General features: G+C 52.2%; 17 protein-coding genes. 2 read left to right on the top strand and 15 right to left on the bottom strand.

Features of this window, described 5'->3' with window-relative positions:
• Position 1: 1 nt before the first annotated feature.
• The 9 genes from D7Z26_RS13095 to D7Z26_RS13055 form a co-directional block, all read right to left on the bottom strand.
• Positions 2–1,078, bottom strand: a complete 1,077-nt coding sequence (locus D7Z26_RS13095) for a BMP family lipoprotein (RefSeq protein WP_120977400.1) — start codon at positions 1,076–1,078, stop codon at positions 2–4.
• 81 nt (positions 1,079–1,159) lie between these two features.
• Positions 1,160–1,981 (bottom strand): purine-nucleoside phosphorylase, encoded by an 822-nt coding sequence (locus tag D7Z26_RS13090; protein ID WP_120977399.1) that lies wholly within the window; start codon positions 1,979–1,981, stop codon positions 1,160–1,162.
• Positions 1,982–2,044: 63 nt separating this feature from the next.
• Positions 2,045–3,346, bottom strand: coding sequence for a pyrimidine-nucleoside phosphorylase (locus D7Z26_RS13085; RefSeq protein WP_120977398.1), 1,302 nt, complete (start codon positions 3,344–3,346; stop codon positions 2,045–2,047).
• A gap of 43 nt (positions 3,347–3,389) precedes the next feature.
• Positions 3,390–4,061, bottom strand: coding sequence for a deoxyribose-phosphate aldolase (deoC, locus tag D7Z26_RS13080; RefSeq protein ID WP_120977607.1), 672 nt, complete (start codon positions 4,059–4,061; stop codon positions 3,390–3,392).
• A 5-nt stretch (positions 4,062–4,066) separates the two neighbouring features.
• Positions 4,067–5,023: a sugar-binding transcriptional regulator gene (locus D7Z26_RS13075; RefSeq protein WP_120977606.1), complete on the bottom strand. Its 957-nt coding sequence runs from the start codon at positions 5,021–5,023 to the stop codon at positions 4,067–4,069.
• Positions 5,024–5,190: 167 nt separating this feature from the next.
• Positions 5,191–5,394: a DUF3906 family protein gene (locus D7Z26_RS13070; RefSeq protein WP_120977397.1), complete on the bottom strand. Its 204-nt coding sequence runs from the start codon at positions 5,392–5,394 to the stop codon at positions 5,191–5,193.
• An 87-nt stretch (positions 5,395–5,481) separates the two neighbouring features.
• Complete coding sequence (gene pfkA / locus D7Z26_RS13065) at positions 5,482–6,450, bottom strand: 6-phosphofructokinase (protein ID WP_120977396.1); 969 nt, start codon at positions 6,448–6,450, stop codon at positions 5,482–5,484.
• 30 nt (positions 6,451–6,480) lie between these two features.
• Positions 6,481–7,560: a tetraprenyl-beta-curcumene synthase family protein gene (locus D7Z26_RS13060; RefSeq protein WP_120977395.1), complete on the bottom strand. Its 1,080-nt coding sequence runs from the start codon at positions 7,558–7,560 to the stop codon at positions 6,481–6,483.
• A 22-nt stretch (positions 7,561–7,582) separates the two neighbouring features.
• The gene (locus tag D7Z26_RS13055) at positions 7,583–7,933 is read right to left on the bottom strand and encodes a hypothetical protein (protein ID WP_120977394.1); all 351 of its coding nucleotides are present in this window, start codon (positions 7,931–7,933) and stop codon (positions 7,583–7,585) included.
• Between the two features lie 185 nt (positions 7,934–8,118).
• On the opposite strand from D7Z26_RS13055, the gene D7Z26_RS13050 reads away from it, so the two are divergent.
• Together D7Z26_RS13050 and D7Z26_RS13045 are read left to right on the top strand one after the other, a co-directional pair.
• The gene (locus tag D7Z26_RS13050) at positions 8,119–9,429 is read left to right on the top strand and encodes a multi antimicrobial extrusion protein MatE (protein WP_120977393.1); all 1,311 of its coding nucleotides are present in this window, start codon (positions 8,119–8,121) and stop codon (positions 9,427–9,429) included.
• A gap of 22 nt (positions 9,430–9,451) precedes the next feature.
• Positions 9,452–10,612, top strand: a complete 1,161-nt coding sequence (locus D7Z26_RS13045) for an MFS transporter (RefSeq protein WP_120977392.1) — start codon at positions 9,452–9,454, stop codon at positions 10,610–10,612.
• Positions 10,613–10,682: 70 nt separating this feature from the next.
• Here D7Z26_RS13045 and D7Z26_RS13040 read toward each other — a convergent pair whose 3' ends face one another.
• The 6 genes from D7Z26_RS13040 to D7Z26_RS13015 form a co-directional block, all read right to left on the bottom strand.
• On the bottom strand, positions 10,683–12,020 hold the full coding sequence (locus D7Z26_RS13040; RefSeq protein WP_120977391.1) for a hemolysin family protein: 1,338 nt from the start codon (positions 12,018–12,020) through the stop codon (positions 10,683–10,685).
• A gap of 264 nt (positions 12,021–12,284) precedes the next feature.
• On the bottom strand, positions 12,285–13,604 hold the full coding sequence (locus D7Z26_RS13035; protein WP_120977390.1) for a replication-associated recombination protein A: 1,320 nt from the start codon (positions 13,602–13,604) through the stop codon (positions 12,285–12,287).
• Between the two features lie 77 nt (positions 13,605–13,681).
• Positions 13,682–14,800, bottom strand: a complete 1,119-nt coding sequence (locus D7Z26_RS13030; RefSeq protein ID WP_233566847.1) for a CotH kinase family protein — start codon at positions 14,798–14,800, stop codon at positions 13,682–13,684.
• A 114-nt stretch (positions 14,801–14,914) separates the two neighbouring features.
• Positions 14,915–15,154: a hypothetical protein gene (locus tag D7Z26_RS13025; protein ID WP_120977389.1), complete on the bottom strand. Its 240-nt coding sequence runs from the start codon at positions 15,152–15,154 to the stop codon at positions 14,915–14,917.
• A gap of 416 nt (positions 15,155–15,570) precedes the next feature.
• A complete protein-coding gene (locus D7Z26_RS13020) occupies positions 15,571–16,221 on the bottom strand; it encodes a YdeI/OmpD-associated family protein (protein WP_120977388.1) in 651 nt (216 codons plus the stop codon).
• A complete protein-coding gene (locus D7Z26_RS13015) occupies positions 16,214–16,975 on the bottom strand; it encodes a tRNA threonylcarbamoyladenosine dehydratase (RefSeq protein WP_120977387.1) in 762 nt (253 codons plus the stop codon). Before D7Z26_RS13015 ends, D7Z26_RS13020 begins: the two co-directional genes overlap by 8 nt.
• Positions 16,976–16,981: the final 6 nt, after the last annotated feature.

The following is a 16,981-nucleotide window of genomic DNA, read 5'->3' as shown; positions in this document are numbered from 1 at the left end:
ATTATTGGGCAGTCGGTACCGTGATTTCGCCGCTGATGATTTTTTGTTTGTACTCTTCTACTTTATCCAAGATTTCTTTGGATACGTTTTTGGAAGAAGTGTCAGGCAAACCAACCGCATCGTCTTTCAGACCTAGCACCGTGATTTTACCAGCAGGGAAATCGCCAGCGATCAATTCTTTGGATACCGTGTAAACCGCTTGGTCAACGCGTTTCAACATAGATGTCAACGTAACGTCGTCGCCGAACTCGATGGATTGGTCTTTATCTACGCCGATAACCCATACTTTTTTGTCAGCGGCAGCCGTTTTGTTGCGCTCTTTCGCTTCGTTGAAGACGCCGTTTCCAGTACCGCCGGCAGCGTGGAAAATGATGTCGTTTTTGTCGTTGTACAGCGAAGCCGCAGCCGCTTTACCAAGATCCGCTTTGTCGAACGCGCCAGTGTACACAACTGTAACTTTCGCATCCGGATTTACCGCTTTAACGCCCGCTACGAAACCAAGTTCGAAACGTTTGATAACCGGAATCTCGATTCCGCCTACGAATCCGATTTTGTTCGTTTTCGTCGTCAGACCCGCAACTACGCCAACGAGGAACGAACCTTCGTTCTCGGCGAACGTAATGGAAGCCACGTTAGGTGCATCTACTACGTTGTCGATGATTGCAAGCTGAGCATCAGGGTTTTTCGTAGCAGCGTCTTTAACTGCATCGCCCATCAAGAAGCCGATACCCCAAGTCAGGTTGTATTTGTCGCGAACGAATTGGTTCATGTTCGTCAAGTAGTTCGTTGCTTCTTTGCTCTCGAGGTATTTCACGCTTGCGCCTGTGTCGGCTTCCAGCTTTTTGAGACCTTCCCATGCGCCTTGGTTAAACGATTTGTCGTTTACTCCGCCTACGTCGGTAACCATAGCGATTTTGAAGCCTTTGCCGCTGTTGTCGGCGGAAGCGCTCGGGCTTGCAGGTGCGCTTGCGCTTGGGGAGCTAGCCCCGTTGTTTGTGTTGTTTTTCGCTCCGCAAGCCGTTAAAGCAAGGGAAGCGACGAGCATAATTCCTGTGAAAATCTTTGTCGATTTTTTCATTTGTGTCTCTCCTTCTGGATAATTAATGGTTATATGGTTGTACTACATAAAACCCGGAGTAACGATTGTCGTTCGATCGCCTTACAGCCGCGATACGATCTCTTTAACAAGGGAGATAAATATCGGCTTCGTGCGATTGGCCACTTCGATAACCTGCTCGTGGCTTAACGGCTCGAGCTCCTCACCGATAGCCATATCCGTGACGCAAGAGATTCCGATAACTTTCATCGCCATATGGCTTGCCACGATTACCTCGGGAACCGTCGACATCCCAACGGCATCTCCGCCCATTTTGCGCAGCATGATCAGCTCCGCGGGGGTCATGTAAGTAGGCCCCGTAATTCCGGCATAAACGCCGCGTTGCACTTGAATGCCAAGCGACTGTGCCGTCTCCGCTACGAGTTCGAGCAATTCTGGTGTGTACGCTCGGCTCATATCCGGAAATCTCGGCCCCAATGCAGGCTCGTTCGCTCCGATGAGCGGATTTGCCCCGGTCATGTTCAAATGATCGGAGATCAGCATCAAATCTCCCGCCTTGAAGTCGGGATTCATGCCTCCGCAAGCATTCGTAACGATAAGGTGGTCAACTCCCAACGCTTTCATTACGCGAACGGGGAAAGTGACCTCTTGCATGGAATAGCCCTCGTAATAATGAAACCGCCCTTGCATTGCGATAACGGTCTGATTATGGAGTCGGCCCGTTACGAGCTGGCCTGCATGCCCTTCGACGGTCGATACCGGGAAATGCGGAATCGATTCGTAAGCGATGCGAACAGCGTCTTGAATGTCGTCGGCGAGTTCGCCCAGACCGGAACCCAGAATCAATCCGATTGTCGGCTGAACGTTAATTTGTGACTGAATATAGGATTTCGCCTCTTCCATTCGCTGAAGCAACTGGCCCATTTTCAAATCACCCCCTTAAAAAAGTATACCCCATTATTACCAACTGCTTGTACGTCGTCAATACTATTTCACTTCTCCCACTAATAAAGGAGGAGGATTGACCGGATTTTCCTGAATCTGTATCGACTTGTATATTTGAGTAATGACGTCGCTTACAGACTCGCCGTTGGCATGAATCGTAGCTAAAGATTCGCCGTCTTTAACCGAATCCCCGACTTTCTTGTGAAGAAAGATTCCGACGGCCAAGTCGATGCTCGACTCCTTGGTCGCGCGCCCCGCTCCGAGGAGCATGGCCGCCAGTCCCATATTCTCTGCGGCGATCGACGATACGTATCCCGCAGCTTTCGCGGGCACCTCGAAGCGATACTTCGCCGAAGGCAACCGTTCCGGTTCGTCCACGACGGACGCATCCCCGCCCTGCGCGGACAAGAACAATTTGAACTTCTCGAGGGCATGTCCATTCGCGATGGATTGCTCCAGCATTTTACGAGCGGCTTGTTGATCGGACGCTACGCCCGCAAGGACGGCCATATGGCTGCCAAGAGTCAAGCAAAGTTCCGTAAGGTCCTCCGGACCGACTCCCCGAAGCGTATCGATTGCTTCCCGCACTTCCAAGGCATTACCGATCGCATTGCCCAAAGGCTGGCTCATGTCCGACAGTACGGCGATCGTACGGCGACCGACGCGGTTACCGATATCGACCATGCACGCCGCCAATTCTTCCGCCTCGGACAATTCTTTCATGAAAGCGCCGTCACCTGTTTTCACATCGAGCACGATCGCGTCCGCTCCGGATGCGATCTTCTTGCTCATGATCGAGCTTGCGATTAGCGGAATCGAATTCACCGTTCCGGTTACGTCGCGTAAACCATACAGCTTCTTATCGGCAGGAGTTAGATTATCGCTTTGTCCGATAACCGCCAATCCGTTGCGATTGACGAGCTCGAGAAATTGTTCGTTATCGATCTCGACATGAAATCCGGGGACGGATTCCAGTTTATCGATCGTTCCGCCGGTATGTCCGAGACCGCGTCCCGACATCTTCGCGACGGGTACGCCGATCGAGGCGACCAGCGGAGCGAGCACGAGAGTCGTTGTGTCGCCCACGCCGCCAGTACTGTGTTTATCCACCTTGATTCCGTCGATGCCGGACAAATCGATCGTTTCCCCGGAATGGACCATCGCCATCGTCAGATCGGCTCTTTCGGTAGGAGTCATTCCTTTGAAGAAAATCGCCATCGCCATCGCGGACATCTGGTAATCGGGAACCGATCCGTCCGTGTAACCGCGAATGAGGATGTTTATTTCCTCTTTAGTAAGTTCTCCGCCGTCGCGTTTTTTCGTAATTAAGTCTACCGTTCTCATTGCTTTATTACCTCCCCGTAACTCGCTATCGTCAGCATAGCCTTTAATAGCCTTGGCCAACCCCGCCGGTGACGATCGCGATGGAAGAACTCGCTCCCAGACGCGTAGCGCCGGCTTGAATGAGCTTGCGAGCGATTTCAAGATCGCGAACTCCGCCGGAAGCTTTAATTCCCATTTCCGGACCTACGACATGACGAATGAGCGCGATATCCTCTACCGTGGCGCCGCCCGTACCGAATCCTGTCGACGTCTTAACGAAATCCGCTCCCGCTTCTTTGCACAATAGCGATGCTTGGCGTTTCTCCTCATCCGTCAAGTAACACGTTTCGATAATTACTTTCAAAGGCGCCTTACCCGCGCATGCCGCGACGACGGCTTCGATATCTTGTTTTACCGCATCTACCATTCCGGACTTCAGGGCTCCGACGTTAAGCACCATGTCGATTTCCGTTGCTCCAGCCGCGATCGCATCGGAAGCTTCAACTGCCTTAATTTCCGTACGGCTAGCGCCGAGAGGGAAACCGATTACAGTAGTAAGTCCAACTTTGCTGCCCGCGAGCTCGCGGGAGGCAACGGGTACCCAGTATGGATTCACGCACACGGTCGCGAAACCGTATTGCTTCGCTTCGGAGCAAATGCGGATGACTTCCGCTTCCGTGCTTACCGCGCTTAACAGAGTGTGATCGATCATTCCTGCGATTTGTTCTGGGGTCATCATAATCATTTCTCCTGTTGTTCCAATTTTTTAAGTAATGCTTTTGCCGTGATTTGATCCGTCACAAGCGTATTGCCGTATCTGCCCTTCAACGCTCCGTAGATTGCGTTAATCTTGGAAGGTCCGCCCGCGACGAGAATCGAGTGCTCTTTGTTTTTCAAATCCGCCAACTCGATGCCGACCGTACGTTCGTCCAGACTAGGTAAGCACATCTCTCCGTTGCTGTCGTAATACCTCGAGCAGATGTCTCCGACCGCCTTTTTCTTCACGATCTCAAGTTCGTCTTCCCGGAAATAATTCGAATTGATGAGTACGGAGTCCGGAGTTAGCGAACCTGCCGTAAACACGGCGATATTCGCGCTCTTGCCCATATCCATCACGCGGCGAATGTGACGGTCCGTCATCATCGACTGCTTAACGAGAATATGATCCACGATTGCCGGCAAATACATGAAGTAAGGCATGATGTTAAATGCCTTGCCGAACAAATGAACAATTTCCGATGGAGAAATGTGCACATCCGCGTCGCTAACGCCGCCATTCAATTGAACCACGTACGAATTAATCAGGGATTTGGATTTCAGTTGCAACGCGACCTGATACATTGTCGATCCCCATGAAGCCCCGATCGTATCCCCATCTTTGACTATCTCCGTCAAGTAAGACGCGGCTGCTTGCCCAATGTACTTCTTGACGATGCTATCTTCGTAAGTCGGGGTAAAGGCGACTACGGCTTGCTTCAGTTCGAATCTTTCTTTTAGCAGGTTGCGCAGCACTTCGACATCTTCCGTCGGATCCTTAATCTCGATCGTAACGATGCCTTCCGCTTTCGCTTGCTGTAGGAGTCTCGATACCGTCGGCCTAGACACGCCAAGGGCATCCGCGATCTGATTCTGGCTATAGTCCAGTTGGTAGTAAAGTTTCGCGGCTTCGATCACCTTTTTAATTTTGTCGTTTTCCAACAAAAGTCACACCATTCAGAGAGAAAATTTTTTTGAAATTTTGTTCATACATGGTGAAATTATGTTCTTCTCCGCTATTATAATGGATAATAGGATTCCGCGCTAGAGTAAATTGCATACAAAAAGCCGATACCTGCGATCGGTGTCGACTTTTTCTTGAAACCGCTTCATTTTTGTTCGATAACGTAAGCGGATCCCTTGTTAGCGCGCTTCTTCTCAACAAGCACGATTTCGCGGATTACGGGCGGAACGACGTAATATTTGGACAGGTGCATCTCCGCTTCGTTCATTACCTCTTCATCGGAATCTCCCATTACGATGAGAACGACTTCCCGATCCGCGAGTAGAACTTCCAACTTATATAGAAACATTATCCAGGTCCCCTCGTCTCTCTATTCGCAAAAGAACTGCCCAATGGATTGTACGATCCCCTTGGGCAGTCCCTTCGCTCGGCTTTATTATTGCGCCAATCTGAGCGCTAAGTTATACAAATCCAAATTAAAGGATTTTTTCGTGGTGATGACCTTCTCGATATCCGTAGCCACGAATTCGCCTTTGATAATGCCGATCCCTTTGCCGGAATCGCCTTCTTGCAGACGTTGTACCGCAAAATCGGCCAATTGGCTGGCAAGAATCCGATCGTTGTGCGTCGGCGATCCGCCGCGTTGAATATGACCTAATACGGTAACGCGAGGTTCAATGCCGCTGAACTCGGTAATTTGTCTCGCTACCTCTTCCCCGCTGCATACTCCCTCGGCAACGATGACGATACCGTGCCGTTTGCCCTTCTGGAAGTTTTCTTTCATTCGCTCGGAAATATCCTTGATATCATGGGGAACTTCGGGTACGAGTATCGCTTCCGCTCCGCTCGCTAGTCCGGCATACAAAGCGATATCCCCGCAATGGCGTCCCATAACTTCCACGACCGACGATCTCTCGTGGGAAGTCATCGTATCGCGCAGCTTATTGATCGCGTCCACGACGATGCTTACGGCCGTATCGAAGCCGATCGTAAAGTCCGTAAACGGAATATCGTTATCTATCGTTCCGGGCAAGCCCATCGTCTTGATCCCTAGCTTGCTAAGTTTATTGGCTCCTTGATAAGAACCGTCTCCGCCGATGACGACGAGACCGTCGATCCCTTGCTCGCGAAGAACTTCGGCTCCGCGCTGTTGCCCTTCGGCGGTCATGAACTCCTTGCAGCGAGCAGTCTGCAGAATCGTGCCTCCGCGCTGGATGATATCGCCGACGCTGCGCAGATCCATCTGACGCAAATCTTGATTCAACAGCCCTTGGTACCCCCGCTGAACGCCGTAAACTTCAAGGCCGCGAAACAAGGCGCTTCTTACGACGGCGCGAACCGCCGCGTTCATTCCTTGCGAATCCCCGCCGCTCGTCAGTACGGCGATTTTCTTTACTTCACTCATGTCCGATTCCTCCCAATACTAGGTGTAACGCTACATCGCTTTTCTTATCCAATGGCTGTTCAGCCAGAAGAAAACTCGAGTCCATGGGCTCCCTTTCATAAGAAGCTTGGCCGTCCGTCTAACGTCCCGCTGATCGCGGACTTTCGGGTCGGACAAATAGAGCGCCACGAGTCCTTCCACGATCATTCGGTGAAAATGTCCGAACGGAAGCTTGTCGGCGGATTCCCGAGCCGCTCGCACCATCTGACCCATTCGGTCGTTCAACGCGCTTTGGTCCTCGTAATAGCTGCAGAAATTCAAGTCTCCGCCGATCCGGTCCTCCGCTTGGTCGATCAAGTAATCGAGCAAAATGTGCAATCCGCATATGGACGGAAAATAATGGTCGCGGATTTCATCCGCTTGATTGGCTCCGAGCTCTCGATCGCTGGCCGCAAGAAACAGCATGAACATACCCAATGTCGAACCCGTCGCGGCAGCGAACTCGTTCCACCTCAATTGCGGATAACGGGATGAATGCCGATCCCACCAATCGAGCAGTTCCCGTTCGCGCTGCGAATGGGCGATATGCTTGTAGACTTGCAAGTCCGCGTACAACTGGACAAGCTCGATTACATGCTTCTGAACATGCCGATAGGAAGGCAATGCCGCGATGGAGCTTCTGCATTGCGCGACAAGCGCGGCCAAGTAACCGCCGTCTTCCTGCTCATCCCTCAGCTCGTAATAATTCACGGTTTGCGCTTCCGGCGTTACGGCATCGAGCATGCTCTGATGCAGCAATCGGAAATCGTTCGGGTCCAAGGAAGTGCTGCGATCGCATAGATTGTCCAAGTAATCGCTTATCGTCTGGAGCGCCACGATTAGCGGTATCAACACATGACGTTGCTCCAGATTCGCCGCGGCGTAAACTCCTCCGCCTTCGCAATGGAACTGCTTCGTGTTCATGCTATCGAGCGCTTGTTTTCTTAATTCCGGGTCCGGAATCTCGTTTGCTCTGATCTTCCAACGCGCCAGCTCGGCGCGCACCTCGGGTAAAATGTATTTATATACCCTCTTCATTAGCGTGAACGGCCCACGAGGCGCCTTCCCCTCCAATAGGCTTTGGCTCTTCATTTCATTTTTCCTCCGCGCGGTTCTATCCGACATGCTGCTTCGATTCGCCGCCCCCAGACAAATCCTGGCTCGTGCGAAACCAAATGTTCAAATCGTTGATCCGGCTTGCCAGATCGGCAATCTCTCCGTTAATCCGACAGGATTGGATGAAGTCTTCTTCTTCGAACAGCCGTTGCTGTTGGATTCGAATCATAGCTTCAAAGCCCATGATCCGGTCCGGTATGCTGCCGCGAATCAATTCCCATCTTTCCAGTATCGCGGTTTGACAATCCAGGCTAAGCTCTTCCCATTCGCACTCCAGGCTAGGAATGGGAATTCCGTGCCTATCGCTATATTCGAACTGGCGTTCGAGCCAGCCATCGCCTATCCGCATCGTCGGTCACCCAATCTTATCTCTAGAGCCTATAAAAAAACATTATTCTTTAATTTATCATTTCAGAGCCCCGAAATCCAGCACTATTGTCCGAATTTCGTCCCCGAAAGACAATCCATATCTGCTATAATACAAGCTGATCAGACGAAATGAACTTGACGACCCATTTAAGGAGCACACTAACTATGGCTTCCAATCATGAGCCGGTCTCGTTGAGACGGCTTTTCCTGTTTTTTATTCCGATGGGCATTTCGGTATTATTAATCAATTTATCCCATGTCATCATAAACGGAACGCTAGCGAGATCGGACAACCAAGAGATCATTCTGGCCGGGTACGCTCTCGCGATGAGCTTGCTCGGCGTAACGGAAAAACCTGGCGTCTTGTTTCGACAGACCTGTTCCGCTCTCGTCCGGGACCGAATATCGTTCCGAGCCGTCCGGCAAGTCGGCTTCTACGTTTTCGGAGCTTCGCTCGTTTTCGGCGGGCTCGTCGCTTATACGCCGTTCGGGCATTGGATATTCGGAGGCGCCTACGGTGCCGATCCGATCGTCGAGCGGGAAGCGGTCCATGCTTACTATGCTTTGATGTTTTTATCCGTTTTTTCCGGCGTGCGTTGCTTGTATCAAGGTATCATTATTTACAAAATGCGGACGCGTTGGCTGACGATAGCCATGATATTCCGATTGGGCGGGATGTTCCTTCTTTCCCAATATTTCCTGCGGGTCGGCGTGGATAGCGCTTTGCAAGGCACGATCATCTTCGTATTCGGTATGATGATCGAAGCCGGCATTAGCATGTGGGAAGCTACGCGACTGCTGAAGAAAATGCCCGAGAAATCGGTCGAGTGCGAGGTTACGCGGCCGAAGGAAGTGGCGGCGTTCTATAATCCGTTGCTTTATTCGTCCTTGGTCGTCGTCTGGCTGTTACCGATTATGAACGCGCTCCTCGGCACGACGACAAGAGGAACGTTAGCCGTCGCTTCCTTCGCGGTGGCAGGCAGCCTCATGAACCTCGTTCTGGGCTTCTTTACATACTTTCACCAAATCGCGTTGCTCTTCGTCAAGACGAATCCGGCGATCGTCCGCAGATTCACGCTGTTGCTCGGCTTCGTTCCGCCAATTTTGATGATCGGCTTAGCGTTTACGCCGCTAGGACCTTGGATGTTCTACCATATTCTCGGAGTCAGAGGAGAGCTGCTGCACGCATGTATCCACGCATTGCGCGGATTTCTTCCTTTCGTATTGCTCTTCCCTTGGCTTGATACGTTAAACGGCATCGTGATGGCGCATGGAGAGACGAAGCTCATGTTCGCCTCGCAACTCGCGAACGCGGCCCTAACCGCTATCTGCATCGTGCTTCTCGTATTATTCCTGCCGGGATGGAACGGCGTGTTGGGATCTCTGGCTCAATCCTGCGGTGTATTGGCCGAATTATCGTTATTGGCTTGGCTTTTCCGGCGTCGCCATCTGTCCGGGTTCACGGGAAAATTATAAGATTAGATAGGAGCTTTACGGCATGAGTACAATGCAATCTATGCGGGGGCAACTCTTGATACTCCGATCGATGCAGTTCGCGAACTACGCGACGATGGTGTTGCTCGTTACTTTCTTCCCGCTCTACTTCGCGAGCGTCGGGTTTTCGAAGCTCCAGATCGGAGCGATCTATTCGATCGGTCCGTTCTTGTCGATTATTGCCAACTTGGCCGTAGGGTTGCTGAGCGACAGGACCAAAAATTTGCGTCGGATTCTTACCCTGGTGTATTTTATGCAAATCGTGGCGTTATCGCTGCTCATGCCCCAGAAGGAGTTCGGGATCATGGCGGGAATTATGGCGTTTTTTTATTTATTTCAGACGCCCGTCAATTCGATGCTGGATAGCGTATCCCTGTTAGCCGCCGACCAGATGAAACGAAGCTTTCCGTCCATTCGCATGTTCGGTTCGCTCGGCTATGCGCTCTGCGCGGTTCTGTTCGGCTACTTGCTGAAGAAGTACGGCTCCGACTTGACGGTCATACTGACTTTGTGCACGCTCGGTGTATCGATTGTACTCTCCCTGTCTCTTGGAAATTTCCAAGCTAGCTTGCGCAAATTCGAATTCGGCGGGCTTTGGGGACTGCTGCGCAAAAGAGAAACGGTCGCTTTCTTCGCTCTCATCATGGTCGTCTCGGTCGCTCACCGAATTAACGAAGGATTCCTCGCGATCGCTATGAGAGAAATCGGCGCCGACGATGCGGTCATCGGTTATGCTTCGCTCGCGTCCGCCGTTAGCGAAATCCCGATGTTCTTCTTGCTCGCGAAGTTCGGGCACCGTTTCCGCGAGTTGCCTTTACTCGCTATCGCGAGCTTCTTCTACGTCGTACGGCTAGGACTGCTTAGCTTTTCCAACGAACCCTGGATGATGGTCGCATTGCAGGCGATGCACTCCCTGACCTTCGCGATTTTCTACATAACGGCTCTGCGCTGCCTGCAAGCCCTCATCCCGGACGAGTACCGGTCCTCCGGTCAAGCGGTCTTCGCGGTCGTCTGGTCCGGCTTGGCCGGCCTCATCGCGGGTACGCTCGGCGGATGGTTGTACGACGCGCTCGGCTTAGCGTACGTGTTCCGTGCCGGAGCCATCTTCGCCTTGGTCGGAACCGTCGGATTTTTGATCGTCCATCTTCGCAGAGGAAGCGTATAACCATCTTCACGCGTACGAAAAAAAGACCGAACAAGGCCGTATCGCCTTTGTTCGGTCTTCCCTATTCCGTTTAGCCCGTCTCCGCCTGAGGCTCCCAGTCGGTATTCTCCGCGCGCGTCACCATTAATCTCGAGACGCGTAAATGGTCGGTCTCCTCGATCGTGAACCGGAAGCCTTCTTCCGAAATGACAAACTGGTTCTTCTTAGGCGGATTCTCGATCTGCGAGTAAATCCAGCCACCTATCGTGTCGTAATCCTCAGTAGAAATATCAAGTCCGAAGAAGCTATTCACTTCCTCGATAAGCATCATTCCGCTAATCGAAAAGGTGTTGTCGTCCCGTCTCTCCAAGTCGGGACGTTCTTCGTCGAATTCGTCCTGAATTTCTCCTACGATTTCTTCCATGATATCTTCCAGCGTAACCATACCGGAGGTGCCGCCGTATTCGTCTATCAAAATGGCGATCTGCGATTTGCGCTTCTGCATCAGCTTGAGCAACGCGCTGATCGGCATGCTCTCGGGAATGGTCGTCATCGGCCGCATCAGATCGCGGATATCGTGGATCGAATTGTCGGGTACTTTTAATAAGTCCTTGATATGAACGAAACCGATAATATTATCCTTGTCTTTCTCGCACACCGGATAACGCGTATGCATCTCGCGAAGGGCGATGCCCTTGTTTTCCTCGAACGAAAGGTTACCGTATAGACAACTCATTTCCGTTCTCGGAATCATGATTTCGCGGGCGTTCGTTTCCGCGAATTCGAATATGTTATCCACCAGCGTGAGTTCCGTCTTGTCGATCAATCCGCTCTCGTGGCTTTCCTTTACTAGGATCCGGATTTCTTCCTCCGTATGCGCGGAGTGCGATGCTTCTTTCGTGTCGATGCCGAATGGCCTCAGAAGCAAGCTTGCCGTTCCGTTAAGTACCCAGATGAATGGGCTCATTACTTTGCGGAAGAACATTAGCGGTCTAGCCGTCCATAAGGTGACGATCTCGGCTTTGCGGATGGCTACGGTTTTGGGAGCCAGTTCGCCGAGCACGATATGAAGCACCGTAATGACCGTGAAGCCGATAATGAACGAGAACGGGTGCACGAGCTTGTCGCTAAAACCCAAGGAATGGAACATCGGTTCCAGCATCCTGGCGATCGCGGGTTCCCCGATCCAACCGAGGCCTAGCGAAGCGAGCGTGATACCAAGCTGGCAAGCGGACAAATAAGCATCCAGGTTTTCCACCAGATGAGTGGCGATCTTCGCCTTCTTATGTCCTTCCTGCGCGAGCGTATCGATCCTCGAGCCTCGCACTTTAACCATGGCGAATTCCGCCGCTACGAAGAAACCGTTAAGAAACACCAACAATACGATCAAGACCAAGTCCACGCTTAATGGAAAGGGGTCACTATCCAAATCATCCCTATTCTCTCCGTCGGAGAGGATAGGTACACCTCCTTTATATATTGAAAAATGATGAAAAACTGCGTTAAGCCAACGAATTCCCGTCGATTCTAGTTGTTCTATATAGCTTAGACGGTTTGGGGCGCTCCGTCAAACGGCGATTGACCGCGTAATTCGCCGTAGTATCCATCTCTATTCGCATCAGCCTGCCACCTATGCCGGATTTTCGAACGAAAAGGCCGGATATCCCCGATTCCAATGAATTGCGAACGTTTTTTACTTTTTCTTTCGGTTCGCCCTTCTTTTCAACTGATTTTGCCGGATTTTATCCTCCATGCCTTGCTCGGTCGCCTCATAGAACACCGGAGAAGACAGCTTGTCCGGAAAATAGTTCTGATCGACGTAATGTCCGGGGAAATCGTGCGGATACTGATAACCCACATGCCCGAGTTGCTTCGAGCCGCTATAATGTCCGTCCCGAAGATGCATGGGTACCTCCGCGGATTTGAGCGCGTCGAAGGATGCCATCATCTTGCCGATCGTCACGGCGATCGCATTGGACTTGGGACTCTCGACAGCGAATAGAATCGCTTGTGCTACGATGTATTTGGCTTCGGGCCAACCTATCCGATGGTACGCTTCCATTGCGCTCACCGCTTGAACCATCGCTTGAGGATTCGCGAGCCCGATATCTTCGCTGCAAGCTACCGTCAACCGTCGCAGGAATACCATCGGATCCATGCCCAGCTTCTCTACCGCGTACAGAAACCAGAACAAGGCCGCATCACTGGAGCCCCTAACGCTCTTATGGAACGCCGATAATATATCGTACTGGGTAGACTCGTCCGCTTGAATCGAAGGCTGCCGGATCGACTCCTCGGCTACTTCCAGCGTTACCCGCACGGTTCCGTCCAGTTCGGAAGGCGTCGTAACGGCGGCTAGTTCCAGTGCGGTCAGGGCGCGGCGAATATCGCCGTTCGCCATCGAAGCGATGTGCGCGAGCGCCTCCTCTTCGATCGCGAGCTTCATGAAGCCTAATCCTCTGCCTTTGTCGGATAGCGCTCTCCGCATCGCTAGAAGGGAATGCTCTCTAGTAAGAGGCTCTAGCCTGAACAGCGTGGAACGGGACAGCAATGCTCCGTTGACTGAGTGAAACGGATTTTCCGTCGTCGCCCCGATAAAGGTGATCGTTCCCCTTTCGACGGATGGAAGCAAAGCATCTTGCCTAGCGCTGTTAAAACGGTGCACCTCGTCCAAGAACAAGGTCGTTTTGCGACCATACATGCTTTTGTTGGTTTCCGCTTGCTCGATGACTTCCCTGACGTCTTTTACGGTTGCATCCACCGCGTTCAAGCGAACGAAGTCGCCTTTCGTTTGTTTGGAGATGATATGGGCAAGCGTCGTTTTTCCGCAGCCGGGAGGACCGAATAACAAGATAGACGACACGACGTCCCCTTCGATGGCCCGCCGAAGCAATTTGCCTTGCCCGACGATATGCTCTTGCCCGATATATTCGTCCAGCGTTTCGGGCCGCATCCGATCCGCCAGCAAACGTGCCCGTGGCTCGGATTGTTCGCCAAAGCTGAATAAATCCATGCTGATTCCGCCTTTCTTCTCTCTCCATCATAGCAGAAACGCCTAAAGACAGGAAGAGAATCGGAACAAGCGTTCTCTTATAGATTTTCCATCTCCGCCTTGACGATCGCTCTTCTATCCCGGATATAAGCGCGAATGACGCCGGACTCGCCGAGAAACTCGGCGTACGGCCGCTTCCGATCTCCTTCTTCGCGAATGTATGGAGCGATCCGGCTAAGCAATCCTTCCGCGATCGGCATGAGCTTGTTTTCCGTAAACGGGCCGTCAAGCGCATTCTGCAATATCCGCTTGTATTGCTCTCTGATACTTGGATAACATAATAACTTGCGCGTCAGGCTATTATAGCCCGTTATCGAGACTAGGTCGCTTTGGACGATTCGACCGTAGCAGTTGCGCCCCCAAGTTCCCTCATAATCCCATGGAATCATTCGCAACTTTCCCGTTGGGCGGCTTCTATAGACGGCATAATTCTGTTCGAACCCGTCGTAATTTCCTGTGAGCACCGCGCCCGCCAGCCAGCGCAAATAGTTGTTCGCGTCCAGCCGCTTCTTGATAAAAGCGAAGCCGCGGACTCCGTTCAACAAATTCAATCCTTTAATGAATGTCTTGAGTCTCGCCTTCTCGGCTGAAGCACCGAATCGATACTCGTATCCCGTAAGCAGCGATGATTTCTTGCGGTTCGTTTCCGGATTGAGAATGCCGAAATCGGCTCGATTATTGATTGCGTAGAACAATGAAGATGCCCCGAGTTTCCTCCTTCGGAAGAACGGTTTTTCCACGCCCTCGATTTCCAAATATACGCCATGCGGTTTGCCGTTGAGATTCAAGAGAACGTGTTTAGTACGAGGAGCAGGCACGCCGATAAGCGGAAAAAAAGCGAACGAAAGCGCATTTCGAATCATCGAGGGATCGTCGAATTCGGCATTGTAGTGGAAGGTTCGATTATTGCTTACGACCTCGTACGATCTTTTCGGGTAGTTTCGGGTATGTCCACCCCTGTATCGGATCGATATCGGCATCGTTTTTCCATTCGTAACGATATTGCCTTTGACGTATTTGTCGTTCCATAGATTGTTCTCTAGTTGCCGGATTGCCGTTTCGCTAATGACCAGAGCTCTGACCGGTAGGGGCAATCGGTATCCGCCTTTCCGCATGCGGCGTCGATTCGTTTGGATCAGCGTATGTCGCCCCGGCATCCGCGGAAACGGCTCATGACCATGAACCAAGCCATAAAAGAAAGGCTATCCTCCCGCGAATTCTCGCCTTGGGAAAGCCTTAAGCCGATTCGATCGATTCATCTATTCAATCGTTTATTTACGGCCGCTCATGAGGTCTCCCGACCGTTGGTCCGACCGTTGGCCCGACCGTTGGCCTGTACGTTGGTCCGTACGTTGGTCCGTACGTTGGCCCGTACGTCGGCCCGCGCATTGGACCGGAATGTCCGACATGACCGCCTGAACGACCGCTTGATCTTCCTTCCGAGCGTCCGCTGCTTCTTCCTTCGGAGCGACCGCTGCTTCTTCCTTCCGAACGCCCTTCCGATTTCCCATCGGGCCTGCCTTCGATAGGTTGAGGGCTATTCCAGACCCAAATAGGTTCTCCCCAGTAGCCCCGGACGAAATGTCCATTTTGATGAATATTATTTCCAGGCGTTGGGTTGACTTCACGTTGATCGTGCGTCTCTTCCTTCTTCGTATGATTCTTCTTCCCGCCGTTAACCGTTTTCCAACATTTGCATCTACGGTGCCGACGCTTCGGACGGACTCTAGCCTTGCTATGCAATTCTATGCTCAATGAATCTGCACCTCCCATTAATGATCCATCATTCTATGATGAAAAATCCGTCACCGATAGAGACAAGCGCAGAATTGCGGTGAAAAAGGGCCAATGTATCCCCTTCCTCTGAAAATTTAAAAGGCTATACCCGGTTTATTAATGCCGGGTATAGCCTTTTATTATGGCATGCTTATTTATCCGACGGCCTCTTCAAGCGTCCGTCCAGTTTCTCGATCGCCTTCAGGATACGAGAGGATCGCGTTTCCTCGCGCTTCGCTTCGATGATCCATACAATATATTCCTTCCGATGGGAAGGAGCGAGTCCTTCGAAGAATGCGGCCGCCGCAGGGTGCTCGGCGAGCGCTGCCCTCAGATCGGCAGGCGTTTCCAACGGAACGGCAGGCACCTTGTTCGCCGATTTTCTCTCGTCCGGGCTGGAACGAGGTCTGGGGCCTGCTGCTCCGACGGGACGGAAACGCATGGCGGACCACGTGTCGTCTACGGAAACGAGCGATACGCCCTCCCAGCCTGCAGCCAGCACGGTCGACCATCCGCTGTCGCGATTGAGATCCGTCTTTATTTTCGACGTTCCTTTCGGATAGCAGAGCCACACAATGCCAGCGGGATGTACGGCCCGTAGCGCATTAGGGGCTAAACGATCGACATCCGCTACGTTAGCCGCGAATAGTTGAACGTAGACGTAAGTCCCGAAGTCGCTTTCCATCGGCACAGCTTGCTCCGAATCAAGGCCGATTTGCTCCAGAAAACCTTCCGGGGCGTTGAATACGGCAATCTTCCCTTCGCTAGGCAACCTGAGCTTTTTGACTAACGCCTCATTCATAAGGCTTGTTCACCTTCGCCAGAAGTTCCTTGAACACGACGCTGACCATGATCAACCCGGCCACGGGCGGAACGAAGGCGTTGCTGGACGGGGGTTGCTGCGCCTTGCGAATGTCTTTAGGCGCGGTATCGGGAACGATCTTCTCCGTCACGTCTACCCGGGGCTTGATCGGGAGCTCCGTGGAGAACACGACCTGTACGCCTTTCTTGATGCCCTCGTTGCGCAGCTTCTTACGAATGACGCGGGCGATCGGATCGACCGTCGTCTTCGATATGTCCGCGACCTGGAAACGGGTCGGATCCGTTTTATTCGCCGCCCCCATGCTTGAAATGATGGGAATACGGCGTTCCAAGCATTGCTTGATGAGATGGATCTTGTAGGAGATCGTATCGGAAGCGTCGACGACGTAATCGAGCGGGTACTTAAACAACTCCTCGTACGTCTCCTCCGTATAGAACATCCGCAGCGCGATCACGTCGCAATCCGGGTTGATCAGCTTGATCCGATCTCTCATAAGATCCGCTTTAGGCTGGCCTACCGTCGTCGTGAGCGCGTGAATCTGCCGATTTACGTTCGTGATATCGACGACGTCCTTATCGATCAAGACGATTCGGCCGATTCCGGACCGGGCCAGAGCTTCGGCGGCAATGCCGCCTACTCCGCCGATGCCAAGCACGGCGACTGTGCTGCCTTTAAGCACGTCCAGCCCTTCCGGCCCGATCGCGAGTTCCGTTCTCGAGAACTGATGCAACATCGGTTC

Origin of the sequence: Cohnella endophytica, assembly GCF_003628305.1 — a bacterium.
In the GTDB taxonomy this organism is placed as follows: Bacteria; Bacillota; Bacilli; order Paenibacillales; family Paenibacillaceae; genus Cohnella; species Cohnella endophytica.
This window is presented reverse-complemented; position numbering and strand designations above follow the sequence as displayed.